The 19,184-nt window shown below is 67.0% G+C and carries 20 protein-coding genes and 2 tRNA genes; 13 read left to right on the top strand and 9 right to left on the bottom strand.

Annotated elements, in window-relative coordinates; translation table 11 throughout:
- Positions 1-12: 12 nt before the first annotated feature.
- Genes WCD84_RS02590 through WCD84_RS02580 form a run of 3 tightly spaced genes read left to right on the top strand, consistent with a single transcriptional unit; the run spans position 13 to position 3,213 of the window.
- Positions 13-2,088 carry a heavy metal translocating P-type ATPase gene (locus WCD84_RS02590; RefSeq protein ID WP_343280315.1) on the top strand — a complete coding sequence of 692 codons (2,076 nt, stop codon included), beginning with the start codon at positions 13-15 and terminating at the stop codon, positions 2,086-2,088.
- 19 nt (positions 2,089-2,107) lie between these two features.
- Positions 2,108-2,806 (top strand): hypothetical protein, encoded by a 699-nt coding sequence (locus tag WCD84_RS02585; RefSeq protein ID WP_343280314.1) that lies wholly within the window; start codon positions 2,108-2,110, stop codon positions 2,804-2,806.
- The gene (locus WCD84_RS02580) at positions 2,725-3,213 is read left to right on the top strand and encodes a hypothetical protein (RefSeq protein ID WP_343280313.1); all 489 of its coding nucleotides are present in this window, start codon (positions 2,725-2,727) and stop codon (positions 3,211-3,213) included. Before WCD84_RS02585 ends, WCD84_RS02580 begins: the two co-directional genes overlap by 82 nt.
- A 36-nt stretch (positions 3,214-3,249) precedes the next feature.
- Here WCD84_RS02580 and WCD84_RS02575 read toward each other — a convergent pair whose 3' ends face one another.
- The 4 genes from WCD84_RS02575 to WCD84_RS02560 all read right to left on the bottom strand — a co-directional run bounded on the left by WCD84_RS02575 (position 3,250) and on the right by WCD84_RS02560 (position 5,402).
- On the bottom strand, positions 3,250-4,230 hold the full coding sequence (locus tag WCD84_RS02575) for a hypothetical protein (protein WP_343280312.1): 981 nt from the start codon (positions 4,228-4,230) through the stop codon (positions 3,250-3,252).
- Positions 4,231-4,544: 314 nt separating this feature from the next.
- On the bottom strand, positions 4,545-4,757 hold the full coding sequence (locus tag WCD84_RS02570) for a GDCCVxC domain-containing (seleno)protein (RefSeq protein ID WP_080354540.1): 213 nt from the start codon (positions 4,755-4,757) through the stop codon (positions 4,545-4,547).
- Positions 4,750-5,037, bottom strand: coding sequence for a heavy-metal-associated domain-containing protein (locus tag WCD84_RS02565; RefSeq protein WP_017355169.1), 288 nt, complete (start codon positions 5,035-5,037; stop codon positions 4,750-4,752). The genes WCD84_RS02570 and WCD84_RS02565 overlap by 8 nt, the downstream gene beginning before the upstream one ends.
- A gap of 8 nt (positions 5,038-5,045) precedes the next feature.
- On the bottom strand, positions 5,046-5,402 hold the full coding sequence (locus tag WCD84_RS02560; protein ID WP_017355168.1) for a mercuric transporter MerT family protein: 357 nt from the start codon (positions 5,400-5,402) through the stop codon (positions 5,046-5,048).
- A 41-nt stretch (positions 5,403-5,443) separates the two neighbouring features.
- Between WCD84_RS02560 and WCD84_RS02555 the strand changes: the two genes are divergently transcribed.
- Together WCD84_RS02555 and WCD84_RS02550 are read left to right on the top strand one after the other, a co-directional pair.
- Positions 5,444-5,869, top strand: a complete 426-nt coding sequence (locus WCD84_RS02555; RefSeq protein ID WP_043766636.1) for a MerR family transcriptional regulator — start codon at positions 5,444-5,446, stop codon at positions 5,867-5,869.
- A 64-nt stretch (positions 5,870-5,933) separates the two neighbouring features.
- Complete coding sequence (locus tag WCD84_RS02550; protein ID WP_343280311.1) at positions 5,934-6,854, top strand: cation diffusion facilitator family transporter; 921 nt, start codon at positions 5,934-5,936, stop codon at positions 6,852-6,854.
- An 88-nt stretch (positions 6,855-6,942) separates the two neighbouring features.
- Here the strand turns inward: WCD84_RS02550 and WCD84_RS02545 are convergent, their stop codons facing one another.
- Positions 6,943-8,625: a LysM peptidoglycan-binding domain-containing protein gene (locus WCD84_RS02545; RefSeq protein WP_343280310.1), complete on the bottom strand. Its 1,683-nt coding sequence runs from the start codon at positions 8,623-8,625 to the stop codon at positions 6,943-6,945.
- 131 nt (positions 8,626-8,756) lie between these two features.
- Here WCD84_RS02545 and WCD84_RS02540 point away from each other — a divergent pair, with 131 nt between their 5' ends.
- From WCD84_RS02540 to WCD84_RS02520, 5 genes are all read left to right on the top strand, one after another.
- Positions 8,757-9,431 (top strand): trimeric intracellular cation channel family protein, encoded by a 675-nt coding sequence (locus WCD84_RS02540; RefSeq protein WP_343253968.1) that lies wholly within the window; start codon positions 8,757-8,759, stop codon positions 9,429-9,431.
- A gap of 12 nt (positions 9,432-9,443) precedes the next feature.
- Entirely contained in the window at positions 9,444-9,884 is a 441-nt protein-coding gene (locus WCD84_RS02535; RefSeq protein WP_343280309.1) for a CopL family metal-binding regulatory protein, read from the top strand.
- 117 nt (positions 9,885-10,001) lie between these two features.
- The gene (locus tag WCD84_RS02530) at positions 10,002-11,831 is read left to right on the top strand and encodes a copper resistance system multicopper oxidase (RefSeq protein ID WP_343280308.1); all 1,830 of its coding nucleotides are present in this window, start codon (positions 10,002-10,004) and stop codon (positions 11,829-11,831) included.
- Complete coding sequence (locus WCD84_RS02525; RefSeq protein ID WP_343280307.1) at positions 11,828-12,745, top strand: copper resistance protein B; 918 nt, start codon at positions 11,828-11,830, stop codon at positions 12,743-12,745. Before WCD84_RS02530 ends, WCD84_RS02525 begins: the two co-directional genes overlap by 4 nt.
- A gap of 25 nt (positions 12,746-12,770) precedes the next feature.
- The gene (locus tag WCD84_RS02520; protein WP_343253972.1) at positions 12,771-13,304 is read left to right on the top strand and encodes a DUF411 domain-containing protein; all 534 of its coding nucleotides are present in this window, start codon (positions 12,771-12,773) and stop codon (positions 13,302-13,304) included.
- 48 nt (positions 13,305-13,352) lie between these two features.
- Here WCD84_RS02520 and WCD84_RS02515 read toward each other — a convergent pair whose 3' ends face one another.
- Positions 13,353-14,621 carry a Yip1 family protein gene (locus WCD84_RS02515; RefSeq protein WP_343280306.1) on the bottom strand — a complete coding sequence of 423 codons (1,269 nt, stop codon included), beginning with the start codon at positions 14,619-14,621 and terminating at the stop codon, positions 13,353-13,355.
- A 140-nt stretch (positions 14,622-14,761) separates the two neighbouring features.
- Between WCD84_RS02515 and WCD84_RS02510 the strand changes: the two genes are divergently transcribed.
- Together WCD84_RS02510 and WCD84_RS02505 are read left to right on the top strand one after the other, a co-directional pair.
- Positions 14,762-14,837 (top strand) — tRNA-Ala (locus tag WCD84_RS02510).
- A 41-nt stretch (positions 14,838-14,878) separates the two neighbouring features.
- Positions 14,879-14,954: transfer RNA gene (locus tag WCD84_RS02505), tRNA-Glu, on the top strand.
- Between the two features lie 78 nt (positions 14,955-15,032).
- Here the strand turns inward: WCD84_RS02505 and WCD84_RS02500 are convergent.
- From WCD84_RS02500 to ppsR, 3 genes are read right to left on the bottom strand one after another with little or no spacing between them, the layout of a single operon-like run.
- On the bottom strand, positions 15,033-15,197 hold the full coding sequence (locus WCD84_RS02500; RefSeq protein ID WP_343280305.1) for a hypothetical protein: 165 nt from the start codon (positions 15,195-15,197) through the stop codon (positions 15,033-15,035).
- A gap of 4 nt (positions 15,198-15,201) precedes the next feature.
- Complete coding sequence (locus tag WCD84_RS02495; RefSeq protein WP_343253975.1) at positions 15,202-15,729, bottom strand: DUF1249 domain-containing protein; 528 nt, start codon at positions 15,727-15,729, stop codon at positions 15,202-15,204.
- A 22-nt stretch (positions 15,730-15,751) separates the two neighbouring features.
- Positions 15,752-16,573, bottom strand: a complete 822-nt coding sequence (gene ppsR, locus WCD84_RS02490) for a posphoenolpyruvate synthetase regulatory kinase/phosphorylase PpsR (RefSeq protein WP_343253976.1) — start codon at positions 16,571-16,573, stop codon at positions 15,752-15,754.
- Positions 16,574-16,699: 126 nt separating this feature from the next.
- Here ppsR and ppsA point away from each other — a divergent pair, with 126 nt between their 5' ends.
- Positions 16,700-19,075: a phosphoenolpyruvate synthase gene (ppsA, locus tag WCD84_RS02485; RefSeq protein WP_343253977.1), complete on the top strand. Its 2,376-nt coding sequence runs from the start codon at positions 16,700-16,702 to the stop codon at positions 19,073-19,075.
- Positions 19,076-19,184 lie beyond the last annotated feature (109 nt).

Below are 19,184 nucleotides of genomic sequence, written 5' to 3'. Positions count from 1 at the left end.
GAAGGCAGACCCATGACGCAACACAATCATCATCATCAAGATCATCAGGCGCACGGCGAGCAACCGCCGCATCCCCGCACGGGTGCTGAAGGTGACGTCCATGCCGGGCACGACAAGCATGCCGGCCACAGCGTGGCGAGCTTCCGCGACAAGTTCTGGCTCACGCTGCTGCTGACCATCCCCACTCTGATCTGGAGCGGGATGATCCAGCATTGGTTCGACTACACCGCACCACAGTTCCCGGGGTCGGCGTACATCCCGGCGGTGTTCGGCACGATCGTGTACTTCTACGGCGGCTCGCCGTTCCTCCGCGGCGGATACCACGAGCTGAGAAATCGCCTGCCGGGCATGATGACGCTGATCTCGCTTGCGATCACCGTCGCCTTCCTTTACAGCGCGTTGGTCACGCTCGGCGTTGTCGAGGGCTTGGACCTGTGGTGGGAGCTGGCGACGCTGGTGGCGATCATGTTGCTCGGCCACTGGATCGAGATGCGTTCGATCAACCAGGCACAGGGCGCTCTCAAGGAACTCGCGAAGCTGCTGCCTGATATGGCGGTGCGGTTGGATGAGGCCGGTACCGCGAAGGAAGTCCCTGTCGCGGAACTGAAGCGCGGCGACCTGCTGCTCATCAGGCCCGGCGCGAGCATTCCCGCCGACGGCGTCGTGAAGGAAGGGACCAGCGCCGTCAACGAAGCGATGATCACCGGCGAGTCCAAGCCGATGGACAAGTCGACGGGCGACCGGGTGATCGCCGGCACCGTCAACGGACAGGGCTCGTTGCGTGTCGAGGTGACGGGAACCGGCGACGAGACCGCGCTCGCGGGTATCATGCGGCTCGTCGAGCAGGCCCAGACGTCGCGCTCGCGCGCCCAGGCCCTGGCGGACCGGGCGGCGTTCTACCTCACGATCATCGCCATCGTCTCCGCCGCGGTTACCGCCATTGTCTGGCCACTCCTCGGTCGACCGTGGAGCTTCACGATCGAGCGCGTAGTGACCGTGCTCGTGATCGCCTGTCCCCATGCGCTGGGTTTGGCCATCCCGCTGGTGACCGCCATCTCGACCACGATTGGCGCACGGAACGGCCTGCTCGTGCGCGATCGACGCGGCCTGGAAGAGGCCCGTTTGCTGAACACGGTCGTGTTCGACAAGACAGGCACGCTCACGCTCGGTTCGCACCGCGTCGTGAAGACCACTGCCGCCGATGGACTCACCGACGACGAGGTGCTTCGCGTGGCCGCGTCGGTCCAGCGCGACGCTGAACATCCGATCGCGCAGGCGCTGATGACCAGCGCCAAGGAACATGGCATCGACGTTCCGATGTCGCAGGACTTCGAGTCCATGCCGGGACGCGGCGTGCGCGCAGTCGTCGAGGGGCGCTCGCTTCACGTTGGCGGGCCGGGTCTGTTGAGAATGCTCGCGGTCGAACCGCCGGAGACGCTTCGGCGGGCTGCCGAATCAGCGGCAGCCGATGGTCAATCTGCAACCTACCTGGTGGAAGGCGACCGGGTGCTCGCCGTATTTGCGATCGCGGATGCCATCCGTCCCGAATCGTTCGACGCGGTCAAGCGGCTGCACGACGAAGGACTGGAGGTTGTCCTGCTGACGGGTGATTCCACGGCGGTCGCAAACGCGGTCGCGAAGGAACTCAACATCGACACCGTCTTCGCCGAGGTATTGCCCGAGGACAAGGTGGCAAAGATCGAGGAGCTGCAGGCCCAGGGCAAGCGCGTCGCGATGGTGGGTGACGGTGTCAATGACGCTCCGGCGCTGCTCACGTCCGACGTCGGCATCGCCATCGGCACAGGGACGGACGTCGCGGTCGAGGCCGGCGACGTCGTACTCGTGCGCAGCGACCCGCGCGACGTGCCAGCGATCATCGAATTGAGCAAGGCCACCTATCGCAAGATGATCCAGAACCTGTGGTGGGCCGCCGGCTACAACATCGTCGCCATCCCTCTCGCCGCTGGCGTTCTCGCCGCATGGGGGATCCTGCTGCAACCTGCGCTTGGGGCAGTGCTCATGTCGCTGAGCACCGTCGTTGTGGCAATCAATGCGCAGTTGTTGCGCCGGGCGGTGCGGTCCCCATGAACATGATTCGGGGACACCTGTGACCACGCGCCGGCTTCTTGCACTCAACGTTGGCTCGTCCAACCTCAAGGGCGCGTCCTATCTGTTCAACACTGAGGGACACGGCGCGCAGTCTCGTCTGCTCGAGCGCTCCCGGGCCGAAATTCCAGTCGGCGTGGATGCGCAGGAGCGCCTTGCCACCCTGCTCGAGGCATTGTCGGAGCCGTGGCCCAGCCCCGACGTGGTGGTGCACCGAATCGTACATGGCGGTGACCTGCACGACGCCCGCGAACTCGACGAAACCGTGCTCGCGAAACTGGATGCATTGGTGCCGTTCGCACCCTTGCACCTGCCGGTAGCCCTCGCTTTCGCGCGTGCCGCGCGCATGCGTTGGCCGCACGCGCGCCAAGGCGTGGCCTTCGACACCGACTTCCACGCGTCGCTCGCGCCCCGGAGCCGGCGCTTGCCTGTCCCTGAAGCATGGGATGCGCTGGGCATCCGCCGCTACGGTTTCCATGGACTCGCCTTTGCCTCCGCGCTCCGCATAGTGGCCAGCCACGACGCTGGAATCCTGAAGGGCCGCGCTGTCTTCGCGCATCTGGGGGGGGTGGCTGCAGCGTCTGCGCCGTCGAGGGCGGCCGCAGCCGCGACACCACCATGGCGCTCACTCCGCTGGGTGGAATCCCGAGCCCTACCCGCTCCGGAGATCTCGATCCCGGCGCGTTGCTGTATCTGCTGAGGCATGAACGCCTGGATGCGCAGGCGCTTGAAAACGGCCTGTACCGCAGTGCAGGCCTTACCGGAATCGCCGGCCATGGCGACATGCGCGTGTTGCTGACGGATCCCGGCCCGCAGGCCCAGCTTGCCGTGGAGCTCTTTGCAGTCCGGACTGCGCAGTCCATCGCGGCCATGGCCACGGCAATTAGCGGTCTCGACCATGTCGTCTTTTCCGGCGGCATCGGCCATCGCGCGCCGGTTTTGCGGGCTCGCATCGTCGCGCGACTGGCCTGGCTCGGCCTGGCGCTGGCACCTGACGTCAACGATGCTGGAGCCACGCGGATCGACCGCGGGGGCGGGCCGAGCATATGGAACGTCGCGATCGAGGAGGAGCGCGAACTGGCTGAATCGGCACTCGCCTGGCTGTAGCCACGACACGCCCCAAGGGTCGGCTCCGGTGGGGAATCACTCCTCGATCCGTGACGACGTGAGCACCGCTGCGAATCCACCACCGGGGGTGCGCATGTTCGTGGTCTGGCCCTGGTACAGCCTGGCCGCGAACAACAGGACACCCGCCTCGGACGCGAAGCAGCGCACATCCGCCTTGAGGGACTGGCCCCCATGCACGATCCGCATGCTCGGTGGCGCGAAGGCCTGTGCGATGTAGGTCGCCGACGCCATAGACGCCCAAGTCCGCCGGGTCAACTTGTCGCCCCGATAACTCCCACGGCTGCCAAACCCTGCTGCAGGCTTGAAGAAATATCCGTTGCGCACTGCCCACAACGCATCCCGGTTCGCGCGCACGAGTTCGACCGTGGGCGGGATCACCTGGACCAGCAGTGCCGTCGAACCCGCATCGACCCCGAACCCGCCGAGCAGGGCCGGGTCCCCGAGCAACGCAAGGTTGCGCTTGTCGGCAAACAGCGCGTGTGCTCGGGGATGCGGCATCAGCGCGACGTCCCCTGCCAGGTAAGCCTCACGAATGTCTGCATGCGAGGCATCCTCGAGCGCGAAATCGGTCAACCGGTTGTAGACAGTGTCGATTCGACCGTGGGCATCCTCAAGCCCGTCCGGACCAAACGACAAATCCTCGGGAGCGCTGATCACGCAGTCCACGCCATGGTCCCGAAACGCGTTCGCGTACAGCTCAAACTCGGGGTAAAGGAACTGCGCTCGCGGAGTGCTGTCCACGATGGCCAGGCGCGACGGCGTGCGCCCGGATTGCTGCCGAGCATCCTCCATCCAGGCCGTGACGGCCGCATCACGCGCTTGGGCCGCGTTGGTCCAGGTGGCCCATGCTGGCGGCGCGCAAGACCGCACGGCATCGAGCAACAAGGCATTGAGGAGCAGACCGCCTGGATTGGTGTTGACCTCGATCAGCCGCGGGCCATCGACCGTCAGGTGAAAGTCCAGACCCAGGACGCCCCCCCGCCGAACCCGGATCATGGGTTGCAATGTCAGGGGCCCATTGCAGGACCCGTTGGCTATATCCCGGGTTTCCTGCGACGTCGAAGACCGCCGCCGCGACTCGTCCCATGGCCTCCAACGCGGGCCGATCAACGAACAAGGCATAGGGTGAAAATAAGTGCGCGTGTACGGCGGGATCAGTCGTGAACTCCGGAAAGGCACCCCGGATCGACTCGTGCAGACGGAGGATGTCGACCACTTCGCATGCACACCGCTGGTTGAGCGGCGCGCTTTCCAGGGTGGCACAGTCGATCTCGCAGCCTGTCTGTCCAACTATTATCGGAGTCCGCGGTTCAACCACAACAGGGATTGTTCTGTTGGATCGGTGGACATGGCACTGTTCCGAACGAGCAGAACACACAGCAGTCGCCTTGATGCGGACGCAAAACCGCTCCACAGCCCGTGCACTCATAGAAGAATTGACACGCTGTGATGGGCATTGTCTCGGTCGCCCGATGGCCGCACTCCGGGCAGGTCAAGATGCTTTCCAGCTTGACGTCACTCACCGCCAGTCCGCACCTTGGCCGGGAAGCCTGCTTCCGTGACTGCACGCGCGATTCCGGCTGCATCCGTCTGGCTCGATTCGAACGTCACCGTGACTGTTTCAGCCCGGGTGTCCACCTTCACATCGGCCACGCCCGGCACCTTCTCCAGCGCCTTCCTGATGGTGATGCCGCAGGCGGGACAGGTCATGTTCTCAGCATCGAGCATCACTACGGTTGCGGGCGTCGCAAGAGCGGCACCGACCGACAGAGCAGCCACCAGGGCCAGTATCCACTTGTGCATCGCGCCTCCTACAGAATCCAGACGATGTAATAGGGAAACAGCAGCAACAGGACGATGAGGGCTGTCGCCAACCAGAGCCAACGTCGCCTGCGTCGCAGAGCGTCCGGGGCGATGCAACTGCCATCCACACCGCACCGTGCCGCCGGTCGATACAGCATCCAAAACGCCACGGCCAAGGACAGTACGGCGGCGGCGCTGAACCAGGGCCTCAAGGGATCGAGAGCTGTCAGGGTGCCGATCCAGGCGCCACTGATGCCCAGCAGGACCAGCACCAGCGGCACGACGCAGCAGACCGATGCGCCAATGGCGGCGATGCTCGCGCCAACGATGGCTGGAACAGACGATTTGGCCGGGGTTGTTTGCATCAGAGCATACTAGCCTCTGTACCTAGGTACGGAGTCAAGCCGTGCGTCCGAACACGTTTACGATCAGCCGGCTGGCGGCGGCGGCCGATGTGCACGTCGAAACCGTGCGCTACTACCAGCGACGTAGGCTGCTGCGTCAACCCGAGCGACCCATAGGAGGCGTGCGTCGTTACGACGAAAACGATGTCAATCGGCTTCAGTTCATCCGGCGCGCTCAGATGATGGGATTCAGCCTCGACGAGATCGCTGGCCTGCTAGAGATCACAGGCGAACGTTCTTGCGAGCAGACCCGTCAGCTGACCGAGCGAAAGCTCGTCGATGTCCGTCTACGAATCCGCGAGCTGCGACAGCTGGAGAGGGATCTCGAACAGAAAATAGCGCGGTGCGCCCAAGTGCCGGCGGGAGAGTGCTGCCCAACCCTCGATTTTCTGGAGCGGCCAAGAAAGCCAGCTGCGACAGGCAGTTAGCTCACTTTCGGCCCGTTTTTACACGAATCCCTGCCGACCCTCCACACAGCCGACAATAGTCCCCATGAAACCCCAAGCCCGACCGACCACAACCACGCCCGACCTCAGGAAATACGCCTGGCTCGCCATCGCGACCGCGGTGCTGACGGTCCTGCTCAAGGGCAGCGCCTGGGCGATCACCGGTTCGGTGGGCCTGCTGTCGGACGCCGCCGAGTCGATGGTCAACCTGGTGGCCGCCATCGTCGCCCTGGTCACGCTGACCATTGCCGCCCGGCCGGCCGATGACGACCACCACTTCGGCCACGGCAAGGCGGAGTATTTCTCCGCCGCGCTGGAAGGGATCATGATTTTCGTCGCCGCGGCCTCGATCATCTACCTCGGCATCGACCGCCTGCTCAACCCGCGGCCGTTGGGATCGCTCGGCATCGGCCTCGCCATTTCGATCGTGGCCGCTGTCCTCAACGGCGTCGTCGGGCGGATCCTGATCAAGGTCGGCACCCGGCATCGCTCCATCACCCTGCGTGCCGATGGCAAGCACCTGATGGCCGACGTGTACACCTCGGTCGGCGTCGTGGTGGGCCTGGGCCTGGCGTGGCTGACGGGCTGGAACTGGCTTGATCCGGTGATCGCGATCCTGGTGGGCGTGAACATCCTGGTGACCGGTTACCGGCTGATGTCCGAATCCGCCTCGGGCCTGATGGATGCGACCCTGTCCGCCGAGGACAACGCTAGGATCCAGGCCATCCTGGACGCGCACGCCGAGCCGGGGCGGATCGAATTCCACGCCGTGCGCACGCGCGAGGCGGGGGCGCGCCAGTTCATGGAGATGCACATGCTGGTGCCCGGCGACTGGACGGTGCTGCGCGGACACGACGCCATGGAAGACCTGGTGGAGAAGATCGTGGCGGAGTTCCCGGCCATGCGCGTGACGGGGCACCTTGAGCCGGTCGCCGATCCCCGCAGCTATGAGGACATGGCGCTGTAACCCGCGCACAGGGGCCGCACACCCGCGGCCCTGCTTGTTGCGCCACCGGGTCAGGCGCCGCCGGGCATTCCTTCGCGCCTGCTCCTCGTTACTTCCAGATCGCCGCGAAGCCGTTCGGATGCTGGCCCGGGTTGGCATACGAGAACGTTTCCAGCTGGCCGGCGGTCATGGTGGTGATCTCCGGACGCGCGGGATCGCCGACGATGAAGTTGCCGTTGCCGTCGATGCCGGCGACGTAGATGAAGTGTCCGCCGCCGCCGGGCAGGCCGCCGTTGAGGATCACGGTCTGGCCGGACTCGAGCGCGCTGCGCACCGATGCGGCGGAGCCGCTGGGATTGAAGCTGGCCTGCAGGCCGGCCTTGCGTGCACCCGCTGCGATCAGCGAGGCGTCACCCGGCACGCCCTCACCCCAGCTCTGCCCGATCAGGCCCACCGCCTCATTGCGCGTGGTCATGTTGTTCGGACGCACGCCCCAGGCGGCCAGCGCCATGGTCAGCGAGGCCGGGCCGCAGGACCAGCCATCGGGCTGCTGCAGGTAGAAACTGCTGCGGTCGGTGCTGGCACCGCCGGGACCCGGCACCGGATCCGGGTCCGGAACCGGAGCCACATCGCCCCCGCCCGGTATTCTGAGCACCTGCCCGGCGAAGATCAGGTTGGGGTTGCCCAGGCCGTTGAGTCGGGCCAGGGTCTGCCAGTCGGTGTTGTTGGCCGCGGCGATCGTCGACAGGTTTTCCCCGGGCTGCACGGTGTGCGTGCCCGTCGCCGGCGGCGCGGCATCGCCACTGCCCGGGGTCCGCAGCACCTGGCCGGGATAGATCATGTCCGGATTGCCCAGGCCGTTCAGCCGCGACAGCGTCTGCCAGTCGGTACCCAGTCCGCTGGCAATCTCCGAAAGCGTGTCGCCGGCACGAACGGTATAGGAACCCGGATCGGCCTGGCCGCCACCGCCCGGAAGCTGCAGCACCTGGCCCGGATGGATGATGTTGGCGTCGCGCAGGCCGTTGAGCTGGGCCAGGGTCTGCCAGTCGGTGTTGTTGGCATTGGCGATTGCCCACAGCGAGTCGCCCGCCCGCACCGTGTAGCTGCCTGAGGACGGCGTGGGCGTCGGAGCGGGATCGGGCGCCGGACCCGGATCGGGCGCAGGCCCCGGATTGGCGACGTTGCCGCCCGGCGGCGGCAGCGGCGTGGTCGCCTGCTGGCGCACGCGGTCGGTCGCCTCGCCGGAGGTGATGCGGCCGTCGCGGTTGGCGTCCAGGCCGATGTTCTGGGTATAGGCCTTGCCATCGCCGGTGTCGAACAGCGTGGCGTTCGGATCGGTGATCGGACGGCCGGCGAGCACGTTGGTGTACAGGCCTTCCAGCGTGCCCAGCCGTTCGCCCTTGTAGGTGCTGAAGTATTTCTCGACGTAGTCCAGCTGTTCGATCGCGCTCATCTGCGACAGCGCATAGGTCGAGGTCCCCAGTCCCTGTGCGGTCGGCGGGATGAACTGGATCAGCCCCGTGGCGCCGCTGAGCTGGTTCACCACGTCTGGGCTGAAGGTCTGGGCGGACTCGAAGCTCATCACCGCCATCAGGTACTCGGGCTTGGTGCCGATCCGCGCCGAGATCGCTTCCACCTTGTCGATGAAGGCCTGGGTCACGTGCGGGTTGCCGCGCACGCCGGCGATGTCGTTGTAGTCGTAGCCGCTGGGGCTGGTGAAATCGCCGGGCCGGTCGACGAACGCAGCGTTGGCGGTGGGGGATGGAGAGGCGGCGATGGAGTCGAAGGTCATGGGCGGCGCGTCCTTTCGGCGATATCGGGACAGTCCTGCAACCGGAACCGCGCGACAACCTAGGGACCCCCCTAAGCCCTTGCTCCGTTTCACATTTCGGCACCATGCCGGGCTTGTGTAAGCTGCCGGCGATGATTCCCGCCGAACTACAGGGTTCCCTTGAATTCCACCGCACCCTGGTGCTGGTGTTGGACCTGTGCGGAACCTTTGCGTTCGCGGTCAGCGGCGCGACCGCGGGCGTACGCCAGCGCCTGGACCTGTTCGGCGTGCTGGTGCTGTCGTTCGCGGCTTCGACCTTCGGCGGCATCAGCCGGGATGTGTTGATCGGCGCGACGCCGCCGGCCGCGTTCCAGGACTGGCGCTACCTTGCGGTCGCGATGGCGGCGGGTGTGATCACGTTCTACTGGGCGCCCATGATCGAACGGCTGCGCAACCCGGTGCGGATGCTGGACGCGGTGGGCCTCGCGTTCTTCGCCGTTGCGGGCACTGAAAAGGCGCTGGCCTTCGGACTCAGCCCGGTCATGGCCGCGCTGATGGGCATGCTCACCGGCATCGGCGGCGGCATCGCGCGTGACCTGCTGCTGGCCGACGTGCCGGTGGTGCTGCGCGCCGACCTCTACGCGGTGGCAGCGCTCGCTGGCGCGGGCATCGTGGTGGCCGGGCACATGCTGGACGTGCCGATGTTGCTGCCGGCCGTCATCGGCGGCCTGGTCTGCTTCGGGCTGCGGATGGCGGCCCTGCGCTGGGGCTGGCAGCTGCCCATGGCACGCGGCTCGCAGCCGCCGGACGGCGACGGGACGCGCTAGACTGGCGGCACTGTGCGCGCGCATGCCCTGCCCCTGCAGATACTTCTTGCCATTGCCCTGGTCCTGAACGGGATCGGTGGCGCGATGGCGGGCGTGCTTGTCGGGCTGCCGATGCATGGCGTGGCTTCGGCCAAGGTCGAGGCAACCGTGGAACTGTCGGCCCAGTCCGACGATTGTGCCGATCATGCCGATGCCGATGCCGTCGCCGTCGCCGTCGCCGCCGAGGCCGAGGCTCACGCCCCTGCCTCCACATCCGACTGCCATTGCGCCGATGGCTCCGATTGCAGCGACAGTCCGCAGTGCCGCCAGGCCTGCATGCACGCTTCGTTGGCGGTTGCGCCCGCCGTGCCTTGCGCTGTCATCCGGCCGCGCGCGGATGCGAGCCTGCATCGATTGGCCGCTGGCCATCCGGCGCCGCCTCTGCCGAGCCCCATCCGTCCCCCGATCGCCTGAACACGGCGCCTTTTGGCGCGCGTTCCCGACTGTCGCCCGGCATTGCCCGGGCCGCAATCCACTGACTCCCGATGCCGCGGCAAGGCCCGCGGCGTTGCAGCGTGATCCGGAGATTCCATGCGACACATTCCCCGGCGCACTGGCGCGAGCATTCCCCGACGTCGTTTCGTGCAGGGCCTGGCCGCAGGCGGGGCCATGGCCGCGCTGGGCCTCGGTGCCCGGCCAGGCCATGCCGCGGCTCCCGTGCAGACCACCCTCAGCGGCAGCCGCTTCGATCTGTCGATCGGCCGATCGGCGGTGGATTTCACCGGCCGCCCGCGCCTGGCGACCACCGTCAACGGCAGCCTGCCCGGCCCCCTCCTGCGCTTGCGCGAAGGCGACACCGTCACCCTGCGGGTGGCCAACCGCCTGCGTGACGGCTGGTCCTCGATCCACTGGCACGGCCTGATCCTGCCGGCGAACATGGACGGGGTGCCGGGCCTGAGCTTCGATGGCATCGCGCCCGGTGAAACCTGGCAGTACCGCTTCCAGGTCAACCAGTCGGGCACGTACTGGTACCACAGCCATTCGATGTTCCAGGAGCAGGCCGGACTGTACGGCGCGATCGTCATCGATCCGCTGCAGCCGCCGCCCTATCACTACGACCGCGAGCACGTGTTGCTGCTGTCGGACTGGACCGACATGGATCCCGAGGCGCTGTTCCGGCGGATGAAAAAGGATTCCGCCTTCGACAACTACTACCAGCGAACCGCGGGCGACTTCGTCCGCGACGCGCGTGCCGATGGCCTTGCAGCCACGCTGCGCGACCGCGCGATGTGGGGCCGGATGCGGATGACGCCGACCGACATCTCCGACATCAACGGCCACACCTACACCTACCTGCTCAACGGCGCCGCGCCGGCGGGCAACTGGACCGGCCTGTTCCAGCCCGGCGAGAAGGTGCTGCTGCGCTTCATCAACGCCTCGGCGATGACCTATTTCGACGTGCGCATCCCCGGCCTGAAGATGACCGTGGTCGCGGCCGACGGGCAGTACATCCACCCGGTCACGGTGGACGAGTTCCGGATCGCGACCGCCGAGACCTTCGACGTGCTGGTTGAACCGCGCGGCCAGGATGCGTATGCGATCTTTGCCCAGGACAGCGGCCGCACCGGCTATGCCCGCGGCACGCTGGCCGTGCGCCACGGCCTGGCGCCGCCGGTGCCGGCGCTGGACCCGCGCCCGCTGCTGACCATGGACGACATGGGCCACGGCGGGATGGATCACGGGGCAATGGATCACGGGGCAATGGATCACGGGGCAATGGATCACGGGGCGATGAACCACGCGGCGATGAACCACGCGGCCATGGACCACTCCGCGCACGCCGGCCACGGCACGCAGCCGATGGCGGGCATGGACCATGGCCCCGGCGGCATGCAGCAGCACCCGGCCAGCGAGGACGGCAATCCGCTGATCGACATGCAGGCGATGTCGCTGGCGCCGAAGCTCGATGATCCCGGCGTCGGCCTGCGCGGCAACGGCCGCGACGTGCTGACCTATGGCGCGATGCGCAGCCTGTTCGACGATCCTGACGGCCGTGATCCGGGCCGCGAGGTGGAGCTGCACCTGACTGGGCACATGGAGAAGTTCGCCTGGTCGTTCAATGGAAAGAAGTTCATGGACGCCGAGCCGCTGCGCATGACCTACGGCGAACGCCTGCGGGTCGTGCTGGTCAACGACACCATGATGTCGCACCCGATCCACCTGCACGGCATGTGGAGCGACATTGAAGGCGCGGACGGGAATTTCCAACTGCGCAAGCACACCGTGGACATGCCGCCAGGCACCAGGCGCAGCTTCCGCGTGCGCGCCGATGCGCTCGGCCGCTGGGCATTCCACTGCCACCTGCTGTACCACATGGAGGCGGGCATGATGCGCGAAGTGCGTGTGGAGGAGCAGGCATGAGCGGCATGCATGCCACCCTGCTTTCGTTGGCCATCGTGCTGGCGACGGCTGCGACCGGCCAGGCGCAGGCACAGGATCACTCGACGACGGGCCATTCGCAGATGGACCATTCCACGATGGACCACTCGACCATGGACCACTCGGCCATGGATCACTCGACCACGGACCACTCCGGTCATGCCAGCCCATCAGGCTCCCCGGCCCCCGTCACCCCGATCCCGACGCTCACCGACGCCGATCGCGCGGCCGCCTTCCCGAAGCTCGAGCGACACATGACCCACGCGTCGGCGATCAACAGCTATCTGCTGTTCAACCGCTTCGAGGCCTGGGACGCCGACCCCGGCAGCGGCCAGGCCTGGGAGGCGCAAGGCTGGTTCGGCACCGACCTGCATCGGCTGTGGCTGCGTACAGAGGGCGAACGCAGTGGCGGCACGACGGAGTCCGCCGACCTCGAGCTGCTCTACGGGCGCAGCGTCTCGGCCTGGTGGGACGTGGTTGCGGGCGTGAAGCGCGAATTCGCCCCCGACGACTCGCAGACCTGGGCGGCGTTCGGCGTGCAGGGACTCGCGCCTTATATGTTCGAGGTCTCGGTGACCGGCTACGTGGGCGAATCAGGCCGCACGGCGCTGGTTGCGGAAGCCGAGTACGAGCTGTTGCTCAGCAATCGCCTGATCCTGCAGCCTGTGGTCGAAGCCACCCTGTTCGGCAAGGATGACCCGGCGCGCGGCGTGGGTTCGGGACTGTCCTCGATGGAAGCAGGCCTGCGCGTGCGCTACGAGCTCAACCGCCACTTCGCGCCGTACATTGGCGTGGTCCATGAGCGGACGTTCGGCGGCACCAGCCGGCTGCGTCGCAGCGACGGCGGCTCAAGCCGCGACACACGCGCTGTTATCGGTTTCAGATTCTGGTTTTGAAACAGTCACATAAAGGATATTTGCAATGAATGACATCAACAAGAGTTTCGCCGTGGTGCTGGCGGGTATCTTCGGTCTGCTTGCGGCCTGCACGGCCGACAGCAGCACCTCGGCTGCGCCCGTGGGTCCGCCGTCCGTGCCTGCGCACAGTCCCGTTGCGCCGGCGAACACTGCCGAATCGTCGCTGCTGGTGGTGCACAAGAGCCCCAGCTGCGGCTGCTGCGTGGCCTGGATCGAGCACATGCGCGACGCCGGCTTCGCCGTCGAAGTCCACGACCACGACGACATGGGCCCGATCAAGCAGCGGGCCGGCGTGCCCTACGCCAAGGGCTCCTGCCACACCGCCGAGATCGACGGCTATTTCGTCGAAGGCCATGTCCCCGCGGACGACGTCAAGCGCCTGCTGGCAGAACGTCCGGATGCCCGCGGCCTGACGGTGCCCGGAATGCCGGCCGGATCACCGGGGATGGAGCTGCCCGACGGCACGGTCCATCCCTACGCGGTCGAGCTGGTCCAGCACGATGGCAGCACGACCGAATACGCCCGCCACGGCGACTGAGCGGATGCGGGCGCCCGGTCCGGGCGCCCCTTGCGGGCCACTGCCGGATCAGTCGCGGCGCGGTTTGATCTGGCCGACGACGCTGCGGAGCTCGTCGAAGCTGTCGACGTTGCCGCTCGCCTCGATCTTGAAGTGGTCGGCCCCGGTGACGCTGTACGTGCCGTATTTCCCGGCACTGTTCCACTCTTCGCTGAAGAGCTGGCCGTCGCGGCTGTAGGTGCGTTCAAAGCCATCGCTGGTCTCGGTGCTCTCTTCGACGCCAAAGGCGCTGGCCATCGCCATCATCGAGCCCATGGCGGCAAGGTCGACGATCTCGACCTGGATCTCGCCGGAACCGTCGCCAGCCGCATACGTGGCCGATGCCTGGCTGATCTCCATGCCCATGCCGCTGTTGCGGCTGGCGGAAATGGCGGTGCGGGCCCTGTTTCCAAGCCTGTCAGGCAGCAGCGCACGGAGCGCTTCGGGTGCAAGCGCCGGCACCGGCTCGCCGTCCGCGCCGGTGCTGCCGGACATGGCGCCCATCATCGCGCCCAGCGCCTTGGCCTGCGCATCGCCGTCGCCGCTGGCCTTGGCCGCTTCAACGTCGCGGGCAGCGGCCTCCATCCGCTTGCCCATCCGCTCCAGCTGGCCGAGCCGGCTGTCCTCGTCGAAGGTCACGTCGCTGCCGCTGCTCCCGCCCAGTGCCCCGGTGGCAAGCGCGCCCGCGCCGGTGATCCCGGCCAGGATCGCGCCCAGGACCAGGCTCAGCACGAAGGTGATGACCACGCTGACCGCCGTGTAGCCCAGCGATTTCTCCGGCGGGCATTTCATGGTGTGCGGCAGGCCGAGGTACAGCAGGTAGATGCTGTACGCGGCACCGGCCAGGGCGATCAGCCAGCCGAGCCAGGGGATGACCACCCCGATGCCGGCCACCCATGCCGCCGTCCATGCGTAGCCGACCGCTTTGAGCGCCTGCACGTGGTCCTTGCGGCCGCCGAACGACGGCGCCAGCGCGTTGACGATCATCGCCACGACGTACAGCACCACCAGGCCAAGCACATAGCCAAGCACCATGCCGAACAGGCCCATCAGGATCGGCGTGCTCACGTTGATGCCGAGCATGCTGTGCCCGATCAGGCTGCCCTTGATGAAGCCGAACACCGCCGGGATGGCGGCAAGGATCATGATGTAGCGCGTGTAGAGCCCCTTGATGCTCGCGTCTTCGGCGGCGATCACCGGCCACTCCGTGCGCGGCGACGTCAGGATCGCCTGGACCCTGGCAGGCAGGGATGCGGCGTCGGTCGAGGGGCGGCGGGGGAACTGCGGGTCGGTCTCCATGGGGATCCTTTGCAAGCGTTGGCGATGACTGTCCCTATGATGTACGCCGCCCGCCTGCTGCACAGGACATCGAGGCGCAACGCGACAACATGTGTTGACGGAACGATTTCCCGCCCCTACAATTTCGGGCTCAGCAACGTGGGGCCATAGCTCAGCTGGGAGAGCGCCTGCATGGCATGCAGGAGGTCGGCGGTTCGATCCCGCCTGGCTCCACCACTCATCGACCAGGGCCGGTCATGAGTGCGGACGGTTTCAAAGTCCCCATCGTCTAGAGGCCTAGGACACCACCCTTTCACGGTGGACACCGGGGTTCGAATCCCCGTGGGGACGCCAACACGGAAAAAGCCCGCCTTCATGGCGGGCTTTTTCTTTGTGGGCAGGGCTGCGTTGCCGGTCCGTGTCGCTGGTGGTTCAGCCGCTGCCTTCGCGCGCGGCGATCTCCGGCCAGTCGATTTCCACGCCCTTTCGATGCCCCTTTTCGACCAGCTTCAGACCCGTCGGGTCGATGGTCAGGGTGTAGGCCTTGTCGCCGATCTGCACTTCGCGCTTGAGCGGTTTGTCGAGCTTCGTCGTCATGGGTTCACCTTTTGCTGTCGGGGGAACTGCGTTTCGAAGATAGCATCGCCCCCGGCGCGGGGCATGAAGGCAGCGGCGCCAGCGTGGCCACGCCATGCCCGCTTTCGGCCAGGTACTGCAGCCACTTGCCGAGGAAGGTGTTCATCCGCATCCGGTGCCCGAGCAGCTGCGCCGGCGGCGGGAACATGCCGATCGCGTCCTGCCAGCGGCGCCCGACGTAGCAGTGGGTGGCCTCCACCTGGCGCGCATCGCGATACAGCCGCAGGAACGCGGAAGGGTCCGGCTGGCCGGTGACCGGATCGGGCAGTGCCACGTAGGCCATGCGCAGTTCGCTGGTGTAGGCGTGGCGCTCGACCACGTCGAGGCGCAGGTCGAGGCCGTCTCCGATGCTGGAAACGTATCCGCCGACGGCCAGGTCGCCGGCTTCGAACAGGCGCACCAGCCGCGAATGGTTTTCCGCGTACAGCGCCATCAGCCAGCCGAGGCGGCTGAGACCGGGGACATGCAGGCGGCGGGCGACGACGTGCGACATGCCAACGATGCTACACGCTCGGCTAGAACATGCCGCGGCGGATCCCCAGGGTCGACATCACCTTGCTCGAGATTTCCTCGATCGAGGTGTGGGTGGTGCTCAGCACCGGGATGCGCTCGGCGCGGAACAGCGATTCCGCCGCCGCCACTTCGCGCTTGCAGGTCTCGAGCTCGGCGTACTTCGAGTTCGGGCGCCGCTCCTGGCGGATCTGCTGCAGGCGCACGGGATCGATGGTCAGCCCGAACAGCTTGGCGCGGTGCGCACGCAGGCGCGGCGGCAGGCGGTCGTGCTCCAGGTCTTCCTCGGTCAGCGGGTAGTTGGCCGCCGCAATCCCGTGGTGCAGCGCCAGGTAGACGCAGGTCGGCGTCTTGCCGGCGCGGGACACGGCCACCAGGATCACGTCGGCCGCGTCGTAGTTGATCGACATGCCGTCGTCGTGGGTCAGCGCATAGTTCATGGCGTTGATGCGCTTGTGATAGGCGTCGAAATCGACCATGCCGTGCGCCTGGCCGACGCGGGCCTGGCGGGTTTCGCCCAGCTCGGCCTCGAGCAGGCTCATGAACGGTTCGAACACGTCCAGCAGCATGGCGCCGCTGGCGGCGATGGCCGCGGTGAAGTCGACGTTGACGCAGGAGCTGACCACGATCGGCCGCAGCCCGCAGGCCTCGCCCGCCGCCCGGATGCGCAGGGCGATCTCCCCGGCGCGCTCGATGCTGTCGACGAAAGGAATGCGCTCGGGGGCGAACGCCGTGTCGCGGAACTGGGTGAGAAGGCTGTGGCCGATGGTTTCGGCGGTGATTCCGGTGCCATCCGAGACGTAAAAGACCGGGCGCGGCGTCGACATGCGTTTTTTCCTGCTGCGCCGCGGGCCCCGCGGCGGGATGGCTTGCTAAAATACCCGGACTCGACGCCCGGTGCCGCTGCCGGCCACCTTTCCCGCTGATCCACCGATTTCCCTCCGGAGTCCGCCTTGAGCGCCAACATCCTGTGGCTTGACGACCTTCGCCTGACCGACCTTGCACAGGTGGGCGGCAAGAATTCCTCGCTTGGCGAGATGATCGGCAACCTGGCCCGGCTCGGCGTATCCGTGCCCGGCGGCTTCGCCACCACCTCCGACGCCTTCAAGGACTTCGTCGCACACAACAACCTGCACCAGCGGATCTTCGACAAGCTCGCGACGCTCGACGTCGAGGACGTGCCCGCGCTGGCGCGCGCCGGCGGCGAGATCCGTGGCTGGGTGATCGACGCACCGCTGCACCCTGCGCTCGAGTCCGACATCCGCACCGCCTACGCCAAGCTCTGCGCCGACAACGGTGGCCAGGACGTGGCGGTGGCCGTGCGCTCCTCGGCCACCGCCGAGGACCTGCCCGATGCCAGCTTCGCCGGCCAGCAGGAAACCTTCCTCAACGTCACCGGCGCCGACGACGTGGTGGTCAAGGTCAAGGAGGTGTTCGCCAGCCTCTACAACGACCGCGCCATCGCCTACCGCGTGCACCACGGCTTCAAGCACGAGGACGTGTTCCTGTCCGCCGGCGTGCAGCTGATGGTGCGCTCCGACGTCGGCTCGTCCGGCGTGCTGTTCACCCTCGACACCGAGTCCGGCTTCCGCGACGTGGTGTTCATCACTTCAAGCTATGGCCTGGGCGAGAACGTCGTGCAGGGCGCGGTCAACCCGGACGAGTTCTATGTCTACAAGCCGACGCTGCGCAAGGAGCGCCCGGCCATCCTGCGCCGCTCGCTCGGCGCCAAGCAGATCCGCATGGTCTATTCCGACCAGCCCGGCGAGCGCGTGCGCAACGAGGACACGCCGGACGCCCTGCGTTCGAAGTTCTCGATCAGCGACGAAGACGTGCACGAGCTTGCCCGCCAGGCGCTGACCATCGAGCAGCACTACGAGCGCCCGATGGACATCGAGTGGGCCAAGGACGGCGTGACCGGCAAGCTGTTCATCGTCCAGGCGCGCCCGGAAACGGTGAAGTCGCGCGCCAAGGCCACCCAGATCGAGCGCTTCATGCTCGGCAGCCGCGGCCCCGTGGTCTGCGAAGGCCGCGCCATCGGCCAGAAGATCGGCAGCGGCGTGGCGCGCGTGGTGCGCACCCTGGACGACATGCATCGCGTGCAGCCCGGCGATGTCCTGGTCGCCGACATGACCGACCCCGACTGGGAGCCGGTGATGAAGCGCGCCGCCGCCATCGTCACCAACCGCGGCGGCCGCACCTGCCATGCGGCGATCATCGCCCGCGAGCTGGGCGTGCCTGCCGTGGTCGGCACCGGCAACGCGCTGGACGCGATCGAGGACGGCGCGACGGTCACCATCAGCTGCGCCGAGGGCGATACCGGCTTCATCTACGCCGGCGCCCTGCCCTTCGAGCGCATCACCACCGACCTGACCTCGATGCCCGAGGCACCGCTCAAGATCATGATGAACGTCGCCAACCCGGAGCGCGCGTTCGACTTCGGCCAGCTGCCCAACGCCGGCATCGGCCTGGCGCGACTGGAGATGATCATCGCCGCGCATATCGGCGTGCATCCCAACGCCCTGCTGCAGTACGACGCGCAGGATGCGGAAACGAAGAAGAAGATCGACGAGCGCGCCGCGGGTTACGCGGACCCGGTCAGTTTCTACGTCGACCGCCTGGCCGAGGGCATCGCCACGCTGACCGCGTCGGTGGCGCCGAACCCGGTGATCGTGCGCATGTCGGACTTCAAGTCCAACGAGTACGCCAACCTCATCGGCGGCTCGCGCTACGAGCCCGAGGAAGAGAACCCGATGATCGGCTTCCGCGGCGCCAGCCGCTACGTCGACAAGGCCTTCGCGGATGCGTTTGCCCTGGAATGCCGCGCGGTGCTCAAGGTGCGCGAGACCATGGGCCTGGACAACCTGTGGGTGATGATCCCGTTCGTGCGCACGCTCGACGAGGGCCGCCGCGTGCTCGAGGTGCTGGCCGCCAACGGCCTGCGCCGCGGCGTCAACGGGCTCAAGGTGATCATGATGTGCGAGGTGCCCTCGAACGCCCTGCTGGCCGACGAGTTCCTGGAGATGTTCGACGGCTTCTCCATCGGCTCCAACGACCTCACGCAGCTGACGCTTGGCCTCGACCGCGACTCGGCGGTGGTCGCGCACCTGTTCGACGAGCGCGACCCGGCGGTGAAGAAGCTGCTGTCGATGGCCATCCAGGCGGCAAAGGCCAAGGGCAAGTACATCGGCATCTGCGGCCAGGGCCCGAGCGACCATCCCGACCTTGCCGAATGGCTGATGCAGCAGGGCATCGAGTCGCTGTCGCTCAACCCCGACACCGTGGTCGACACCTGGCTCAAGCTGGCCAAGTCCAAGGCCACCGGCTGAGCGCCCGCGCCGCGTCCCCTGTGGGAGCGGCCATGGCCGCGATCACCGCGGCAGCAAGATTGGAAGGCCGGGCTTCGCAGCCCGGCCTTTCTCTTTTCCGCGCATGACC

Origin of the sequence: Luteimonas changyuni (genome assembly GCF_039548395.1) — a bacterium.
Lineage (GTDB): Bacteria > Pseudomonadota > Gammaproteobacteria > Xanthomonadales > Xanthomonadaceae > Luteimonas.
Note: the sequence above shows the minus strand (reverse complement) of the source record. Positions and strands in the feature narration are given on the sequence as shown.